The organism is Methylobacterium hispanicum (assembly GCF_022179285.1).
In the GTDB taxonomy this organism is placed as follows: domain Bacteria; phylum Pseudomonadota; class Alphaproteobacteria; order Rhizobiales; family Beijerinckiaceae; genus Methylobacterium; species Methylobacterium hispanicum.
On record NZ_BPQO01000035.1, the window covers coordinates 54,180 to 62,813 of the forward strand.

Consider the following 8,634-nt stretch of genomic DNA (forward strand, 5'->3'; position numbering starts at 1 on the left):
CTTCCCTTCCGGGCCTGGGGATGACCATGCAACCCGGGTTGCCGCCGCGGCATGCGGCGGCCGGCGGGTCAGGCGCGCGGGGGCTCGCTCGGGGGCGTCGATGCCACGGAGGAGAGGCGGGCGGTGCCGAGGGTGAATTCGGGCGGCTTGGCGATGCGCAGGGGCGTCACGACCGGGCTCTCCGGCCGGATGACGGCATGGCAGGGGCAGTGCGCGCTGCAACGGCCAGGCCCCGCAAGGCCGCGGTCCGCCGGCTCGTCCGCGGCGGGCGCCCCGGAGATGGCATCGAGCACGATGACGATGCCGGGCCCGCCGGCTTCCTCGTCCGGCGACGCGGGCGCGGTCAGGGCCGGGTCCACCAGGGAGACGGTCAGGGCGATGGCGAGCAGGCAAACCAGGGCGCGGCGCCAAACGCCGGACGCGTACCCGTCCCACCGCTGCCGAAGCCTGACCATACGCCATGCTTACGGGGGCGCGCCGCCCGGCGCAAGGTCTCGCGGAGGTGGGGGAGGCCAGCGTCCGAGGAGCCCGATCGTTCCCGCGCGCCGGCGGCGCGACCCGTCGCAGGACCCTCCTCGCGCGGAGGGTTTCGCGCTTCGCCGGGGTCCGGCCCGGCCTCAGGGGCGGAGCCGATGTCCGGCCAGGGCGATGCGGTCGCGGATCTCGACCTGCCCGCGCAGGACCCGGATCCATCCCGCGCGCTCCCAGCCGGCGAGATGCCGGCTGACGACCTCGCGCACGGTGCCGAGGTCGGCCGCGATCTGCCGGTGCGTCGCGGTCACCCTTCCGTGCTGGTCCGCTTGGGCGAGCAGGTGCCGGGCGAGGCGCTCCTCAAGGGGCGTGAAGGCGATCTCGTCGAGGAGCCCGAACAGGACGGCCATGAGCTTGGCGTAATCGTCGAGGACGAAGGCGCGGAACGCGGCCGAGGCCGCCATGAGGTGCCGGAAGGTCTCCGCCGGAAGCGCCGCCAGCACCGTGCGCTGCTCCGCGACGCTCTCGGCCGGGAAGGTGCCGCCGGCGAGCAGGCACTGGGTCGTGAGGACGCAGGTCCCCCGGGGACCCACCCGGTAGATCAGCATCTCGCGGCCGCCCGCGGAGATCCGGAAGACGCGTGTCCGGCCCTCGATGCACATCAGGTAGTTCGCGCACTCGCCTCCCAGCTCGTAGGCGGTCGCTCCCGCCTCCAGCACGGGAAAGCGCACGGCGCCGCGCAGGATGTGCCGGTGGTCGGCCGGAAGCGTCCCGAGCACGGGAAACTGCTCGAACCAGCGCTCGACGCGGTCGGCGTGAGACATGCGCGATGACCTTCAGCTCCGCGGCGCGCCGGTCGGGCGCCGGGGACGTTCCGGGACAGGCCGGCGTCGATGAGCGCGGGCACAAACGACCGATGCCGCCCGCGTTCGGATTGAGCCGCGCGGGCGCGCGGCGGTGCCGATTCCGGCGGTGCGCGGGGCCCGAGCCCGTTCGCCGGGAACCGCGGGGACACCCATACGCAGGCACGCGGCCCTCCCGTTCTCGGCCGTCGTCGCCCGGGGTCCGGCGTCGGCCGCGGGCGACCTGCTCCGCCCCCTCGGCCGGACGATGCCGGACATGACGCAGGCGGGGACGGCCCGCGCCGCTATCGAGGCGACGATCGCCCGGGCGGCCGGCAAGCCGCTCAGCCTCTCGGACGGGCGCCTGTCCGGCCTGGACCTCAGGCGCGCGAACCTGCGCCCGTCCCGCTTGAACAGGGTCCTGCCGCGGGGGGGCGGTCTCCGCGTCGCGGCCCCCGACCAGGCCGGGCTCAAGACGGCCGACCTGGGCGGGGCGAAGCTCGTCGGCGCGCGTTTCTTCGGTCCGCAGGTCCGGGGGCGAACCCGCGCGGAGCCGACCGGAGCGGGGCCAGGACCGGCCGCGACTTCGGCGGGGCGAGCGCCGGCGGCGCGCTCCGCGCCGGCCCGCGCGGCGACGCCGCCGTCCGGAACGCTGACGCGAGCGGGGCCGGCCTGCGCCGGCGCAAGGGCTGGGACGCGACCCCGGATTGCGACGCGCTCGTCGCGAACCGCGCCGGGACCGACCCGGCCCACCGGACCGCCCCGGCGGATCGGTCCGACGCCTCTCCGAACGCCCGTCCCGCGCGGGCGCGAGGCCGCGTCGGCGTCCGTGCGTTCCGGGGGCAGGGCTCCGATCCCGCGGGCCGTTACCCTCCCTGGATCGCCTCTCCGTACCGGAACGTGGCGGAGCCGCCGTCCATCCTCAGCGTTCCGGACCCGGCGAACGAGCTCGTCCCGTCGGCCGACCCGGTGCCGCGCTGGCCATTGGAGCAATTTGCCCCGACGGATGCCGGCAGCCCCGCCCCGGACGGATGAAACAGGCCGCTGCAGGTCGTCCGCCCGTCGGTCGCGTAGAACTCGCGCCGCAGCAGCCGGGTGGTCACGCTGCCCGTGAGGCGCTCCCCCGACGGGAGATGCAGGGTGAACGGGACCGTCGCGTAGCCCGGAACATCGGGCACGTGCAGGCAGCCCGTCACGCCGGTGGCCAGCCCCCAGGCACACGCGAACCTCCTCCAGCCGATCATCACGATCCCTCCCCGCCCGTGCCGGTCCGACCGACGCCCGCGCATGGCCCGGCCGCGGATGGGCGCCGGCCGTTGCGCTCGCCGCCTTCGGCGGCCCGGATCCCCGGATTGCCCGCAGCGGCGTGGCCGCTGCACCGCCCCGACCGGCCCGGTGCCGAACCCGGCTAGATCCCGGGGCCGCGCAGTCGATGGTAGAGAGCCCTGACGGCATCCATGTAGTCCTGACCCGGGTTCTTGGCGCAGAAGGTGCGCAGGAAATGGACTTGGGCCTGAAGCGGGACGGACGGCGGTGTCAGGTCCAGGTCTTCATCGATTCCTGCCGGCGCACGAATCAGCGCTCCGCTCATGAAACCTTGCGCCCAGGCGAAGAAGTACAGCTCGGCAGCTTGGTTCGCGGAGATCTCCTGGTTGAACGCTGCGCAGGTCTGGGCGCCGATGCCGACGATCTTGGCCGTCGATCCTGCCTGCGCGGACATCACGACCATGACGCCGAGGGCCACCATCACTGTTCGTCGCATCGATGCTCCCCGTCGCTCCAGTTTCGTAGGATGAGCCGGAGCCAGCGCCGTCGAACGCCGGCCGGTGGGTGGTCATGGCGCCATCCGGCGGTCCCGGGATTCGAGCAGGTCGGAGGTATGGCGGGCGGCGGGGTGGCCGGTCGCCGCCTCGTGCGCCGACGAGCATTTCTCGTAGAGCTCGCCCGCGGCGACCATGACGATGCGTTTTCCGCCGCCTTCGGCGGGGCGGACCGCCAGGAGCGTGCGCCCCGCCGGCCACGTCACGGCGTTCGGCAGCCCGGCCTCCTGCGGCTCGCCGTAGCGCCGCACCCCCTCCCGGTAGATCGCCGCGTAGGCCGGCACGAGCTCGGCCTCCGCGAAGGGGCGGCTGAACCAGATGACCTGCTGCAGACCCTCGTCCCCGCAGACCTCCAGGACGACCTGCTCGGTATCGGGCCCGGAGGCCGGCGCCCGGCCCTGGAAATAGAACAGGGCCGTGACGTTCCCCTCCCGATCCGCCATGGACGGTTTCGGCACGGACGTCAGCGGACCCCAACGCAGGCCGAAGGGTGCCTCCCCGGCAAGCGCCCCCGGGATGCCGGCCGCCCCCAGGAACGCGGTGGCGAGCGCACGACGAAACGTCCGCATCACGGGGCTCCCCCTCGGGTCCGTCGCGACCGCGCCTCGCCGGTCCGGGGATGCATGGCCCGGGTCACTCGGCCGCCTGCCGGAGCCGCGCCCGCGCGCCGGCCGAAGCCTCCTCGGCCCGGCGCGGGGAGCGCGCGACCTCCTCGCCGCCGAAGCGCGCGTACAGGGCCGGCAGGACGACCAGGGTCAGCAAGGTGGCGCTGATCAGGCCGCCGATGACCACGGTCGCGAGCGGCCGCTGCACCTCGGCTCCGGTCTCGGTCGCGAGCGCCATCGGCACGAACCCGAGCGAGGCGACCAGCGCCGTCATCGCCACCGGCCGCAGCCGGGTCATGGCGCCCTCCAGGATCGCCTCGCGCCGCGGCCGCCCTTCCGCGACGAGCTGCTTGATGAAGGTCAGCATCACCAAGCCGTTCAGGACCGCCACGCCCGAGAGCGCGATGAAGCCCACCGCCGCCGGCACCGAGAACGGCATGCCCCGCAGCCACAGGGCCGCGATGCCGCCGGTCAGCGCCAGCGGCACGGCGCTGAACACCAGCAGCGCGTCCCGGGGCGAGCCCAGCGCCGAGTAGAGCAGCAGGAAGATCAGGGCGAAGCAGACCGGCACCACGATCATCAGGCGCTTGCGGGCCGAGGCGAGGTTCTCGAACTGGCCGCCCCAGGTCACGTCGTAGCCCGAGGGCAGCCGCACCTGGCTCGCGACCTTGGCCTGCGCCTCGGCGACGAGCGAGCCGATGTCGCGCCCGCGGACGTTCGCGGTCACGACCACCCGGCGCCGGCCGTTCTCGCGCGAGACCTGGTTCGGCCCTTCCGCGACGGAAAAACTCGCGACCTGCTTCAGGAGGACCGACGCGGCGCGCCCGTTCGGGCCGGGCGGCAGCGGCACCGGGATGTTCTCCAACGCCTCCCGGTTCTCGCGCACCTTGTCGCTGAGGCGCACGACGATGGGAAAGCGGCGGTCGCCCTCGAACACCAGCCCGGCGTCCTTGCCGCCGATGGCCGCCCCGATGACCTCCTGGACGGCGCCGGTGCTGAGCCCCAGCCGCGCCGCTTCCGCCTTGTTGATCTTGATCTCCAGGAAGGGCAGGCCCGCCGTCTGCTCGACCTTGACGTCCTCGGCCCCGTCGATGCCCCGCAGGATCTCGGCGATCTGGTCGGCCGCCTTCGTCATCGGCCCGAACTCCTCGCCGAACACCTTCACGGCGAGGTCGCCGCGGGCGCCCGCCAGCAGCTCGTTGAAGCGCAGCTGGATCGGCTGGGAGAACTCGAACACGTTCCCGGCCAGGGCGCCGACCGCCTTCTCGATCTTCTCCTGGAGCTCGGCCTTGGACAGGTCCGGGTCCGGCCACTCCTCCTGGGGCTTCAGGATCACGAAGGTGTCCGAGGAGTTCTGCGGCATCGGGTCGGACGCGACCTCGGCGGTGCCGGTCTTCGAGAAGACGTAGGCGACCTGCGGGAAGCGGCGGATCGCCTGCTCGATCTTGAGCTGCATCGCCTGCGACTGCGACAGCGAAGTCGAGGGGATGCGCAGCGCGTTCATGGCGATGCTCTTCTCGTCGAGCGTCGGGATGAACTCGGCGCCGAGCCGGGTGAAGAGCAGGCCGGCCCCGGCCAGCAGCAGCAACGCCGCGACGATGAACACCATCGGCGCCCGCACCGCCCCGGCCAGCACGGGCCGATAGGCCCATTTGAGGGCGCGGATGATGACATTGTCCTTCTCGGTGACGCGCCCGGTGATCACGATGGCGATCAGGGCCGGCACGAAGGTCAGCGACAGGACGAAGGCGGCGGCCAGCGCGATGATCACGGTCAGCGCCATCGGCTCGAACATCTTGCCCTCGACGCCCGTGAAGGTGAGGAGCGGCACGTAGACGAGGATGATGATCGCCTGCCCGTAGAGGGACGGCTTGATCATCTCCTCGGCCGAGGCCCGCACCGTGGCGAGGCGCTCCTCGGTGTCGAGGGTGCGACCGAGACCGTGCTGCTTCTCGGCGAGATGACGCAGGGCGTTCTCGGTGATGATGACCGCCCCGTCGACGATGAGGCCGAAGTCGAGGGCGCCGAGGCTCATCAGGTTGGCCGAGATTTTCGCCTCGACCATGCCGGTCATGGTCATCAGCATGGCGACGGGGATGACCAGCGCCGTGATGATGGCGGCCCGGATGTTGCCGAGCAGCAGGAACAGGATGACGATGACGAGGGCCGCGCCCTCCGCGAGGTTCTTGGCCACGGTCCTGATGGTGGCCTCGACCAGGAGCGTCCGGTTGAGGACCGTCTGGACCTCGACGCCGGGCGGAAGCGACTTGCGGATCTCCGTCATCTTGGCGTCGACCGCGGCCGCGACCGTGCGGCTGTTCTCGCCGATCAGCATCAGCGCGGTGCCGACGACGACCTCCTGCCCGTCCTCGCTGGCCGAGCCCGTGCGCAGGTCGCGCCCGATCCGGACCTCGGCGATGTCCTTGATCCGCACCGGCACGCCGCCGCGGGTGGTGACGAGGACGTTCTCGATCTCCCCCATGCTCTCCAGGCGCCCGGCCGCGCGCACGACGTAGCCCTCGCCGTTGTCCTCCAGGTAGCGGGCGCCCTGGTTGGCGTTGTTGGCCTCCAAGGCCCGCGCCACGTCGGAGAAGGAGAGGTCGAGGGCGGTGAGCTTCGTCGGGTCCGGCTGGACGTGGTACTGCTTCTCGAAGCCGCCGATGCCGTCGACGCCGGCCACGCCCGGCACGGTCTTGATCTGGGGCCGGATGATCCAGTCCTGCACCGTGCGCAGGTACGCGGCCCGCTCCAGCTCCGTCCTGAGCCGCTGGCCTTCCGGGGTCAGGTAGCTGCCGTCCGGTTGCCAGCCCGGCTTGCCCGCAGGCGACACCGTCCGCTCGTCCGGCTTCGCGTAGTGGATCGACCACATGTAGATCTCGCCGAGGCCCGTCGAGATCGGGCCCATGCGGGGCTCGGCGTCGGGCGGCAGGTCCTGCTTGACCTGGGACAGGCGCTCGGCGACCTGCTGGCGGGCGAAGTAGATGTCGAGCTTCTCCGCGAAGACCGCGGTGACCTGCGAGAAGCCATTTCGCGATAAGGACCGGGTGTATTCGAGGCCCTTGATCCCGGCGAGCGCGGTCTCGACCGGGTAGGTGACCTGCTTCTCGATGTCGATTGGCGAGAGCGAGGGCGCGACCGTGTTGATCTGCACCTGGTTGTTGGTGATGTCGGGGACCGCGTCGATGGGCAGCTTGGTCAGGGCGTAGCCGCCGAAGCCGGCGGCCAGCAGCGACAGCAGCAGCACCAGCCAGCGCTGGTGGACCGAGAAGTCGAGGATGCGGGAGATCATGGGCGGGCTCTCGCTCAGTCGTTGTCGCCGGTCGCGGCCTTGCCGAGCTCAGCCTTGAGGAGGAAGGAGTTGGCGACCGCGATCTCGTCGCCCGGCCTCAGGCCCGAGACGACCTCGTAAGCATCGTCGTCGGAGCGCCCGAGCTCGATCTCGCGCTTCTCGAAACCGGTGGCCGTGCGCACGAAGACGACCTTCTCGCCGGCGACGGTCTGGATCGCGGCCTTCGGAACCCGCACCTTGACCGCATCCTGGCCGACCTCGACCTCGGCGGTGACGAAGGTTCCGGGCCGCCAGGCCATGTCCCGGTTCGGCAGCCCGACGATGACGCGGGCGGAGCGTGTGTCCGGGTTCAGGATCGGGCTGACGAAGATCACCTTGCCTTCGGCCTGCTTGTCGGCGTCGCCCTGGCTCGGGGTGACCAGGACCCGCGCGCCTTCCTTGACCTTGGCCAGTTCGGTGGTTGGCACCGCCAGTTCGATCCAGACGGTGGACAGGTCTGCGACCGTATACAGGTCGTCCGGGTCGCCCTGACCGCCGACGTCGGTGCCGAGGTCGACCTTGCGCTCAACCACGCGCCCGCTCAGCGGTGAGCGCAATTCGTAGCGGCGCAGCGTCGAGGTGTTGGGCGTGGTCTCGTCCCGTTTGGCCGCGCTCGCCACCTCGGCGGCGTTGAGGCCGAGGGCGGAGAGCTTCTGCCGGGCGAGGTCGACGCGAAGCTGCGCCTCCGAATAGACGGCCTTGGCATTGAGGAAGGCCGATTCGGCCGAGATGCGCTTTTCCCAAAGCGCCTGCTGCCGATCGAAATTGGTCTTCTCAAGCTCTGCCTTCACTGAGGCGGTGAGATACTCGCTCTTGGCGTCCGCGACCTCGCGGCTGTCGAGCACCGCGACGACCTCACCCTTCACAACCTCCTCGCCCAGGCGCTTGCGCATCTCGGCCACAATCCCGACCACGCGCGCGGGCACCCGGGCGATCCGGTCGGCGTCCGGCGCGATGGTGCCGGGAACGAGAAGGTGGCGCGCGAGCGTGCCCCCCTCCACCGTCACGACCGTGATGTCCTGCCCGGAAACCTGCTCGGGCTGCATCTTGATCACGGTCGGCTCGGCCTCTCCCCCACCCTCCCCGTGCGGATGCTTGGCGGTCGCAGGCCCGGTCTCCGGCTTCGCCCCTCGCGGGCGGGGATGCTCGCCCGCGGGCTCCGGGACGTCGGTCTCGGAGGAGGGCTGACCGGCGGCGGGCGCCGGGTGGATCCTCGGGACCCCGACCGAGGCGAGGGCGTCCTGGACGAATTCGGACACGCGGGGAACGGCACCGCCGATGGCGATGCCGGTGGCCAGGATGACCACGGACAGGAGAATGCGCATTGAGCCTGACTCGACCGGGACGCCGCTTGCCCGCCTGCGCGGCGGTGACGGTCGATCCCGCATGTTCACGTAAGGTGATCGACTGGCCCGGCGGATCGCCGGGCGGCCCGTGCCACCTCGGTGGCGCGGTCACCTCAGAGCCTGTTTGAGGTCCTCCGCCGGCCGTCCCCATCTGTCTCGTGTCACCAATACACGATCCGTCTGGCAGGACGGAGGAGAGAGCAGATGTGGACGGACCGGCAT

At 71.8% G+C, this 8,634-nt stretch carries 7 protein-coding genes; all 7 read right to left on the bottom strand.

Going from position 1 to position 8,634, the window contains the following annotated elements; translation table 11 throughout:
* Positions 1 to 68 precede the first annotated feature (68 nt).
* Positions 69 to 455 (bottom strand): hypothetical protein, encoded by a 387-nt coding sequence (locus MFF56_RS27795; protein WP_066923535.1) that lies wholly within the window; start codon positions 453 to 455, stop codon positions 69 to 71.
* A 162-nt stretch (positions 456 to 617) separates the two neighbouring features.
* Complete coding sequence (locus MFF56_RS27800; protein WP_009863996.1) at positions 618 to 1,295, bottom strand: Crp/Fnr family transcriptional regulator; 678 nt, start codon at positions 1,293 to 1,295, stop codon at positions 618 to 620.
* 884 nt (positions 1,296 to 2,179) lie between these two features.
* A complete protein-coding gene (locus tag MFF56_RS27805) occupies positions 2,180 to 2,557 on the bottom strand; it encodes a hypothetical protein (protein WP_012752982.1) in 378 nt (125 codons plus the stop codon).
* A gap of 164 nt (positions 2,558 to 2,721) precedes the next feature.
* Entirely contained in the window at positions 2,722 to 3,060 is a 339-nt protein-coding gene (locus MFF56_RS27810) for a hypothetical protein (RefSeq protein WP_012752981.1), read from the bottom strand.
* A gap of 87 nt (positions 3,061 to 3,147) precedes the next feature.
* Positions 3,148 to 3,702 carry a hypothetical protein gene (locus MFF56_RS27815; protein WP_012752980.1) on the bottom strand — a complete coding sequence of 185 codons (555 nt, stop codon included), beginning with the start codon at positions 3,700 to 3,702 and terminating at the stop codon, positions 3,148 to 3,150.
* A 64-nt stretch (positions 3,703 to 3,766) separates the two neighbouring features.
* A complete protein-coding gene (locus MFF56_RS27820) occupies positions 3,767 to 7,027 on the bottom strand; it encodes an efflux RND transporter permease subunit (protein ID WP_012752979.1) in 3,261 nt (1,086 codons plus the stop codon).
* A 14-nt stretch (positions 7,028 to 7,041) separates the two neighbouring features.
* Positions 7,042 to 8,391, bottom strand: a complete 1,350-nt coding sequence (locus MFF56_RS27825; protein ID WP_012752978.1) for an efflux RND transporter periplasmic adaptor subunit — start codon at positions 8,389 to 8,391, stop codon at positions 7,042 to 7,044.
* Positions 8,392 to 8,634 lie beyond the last annotated feature (243 nt).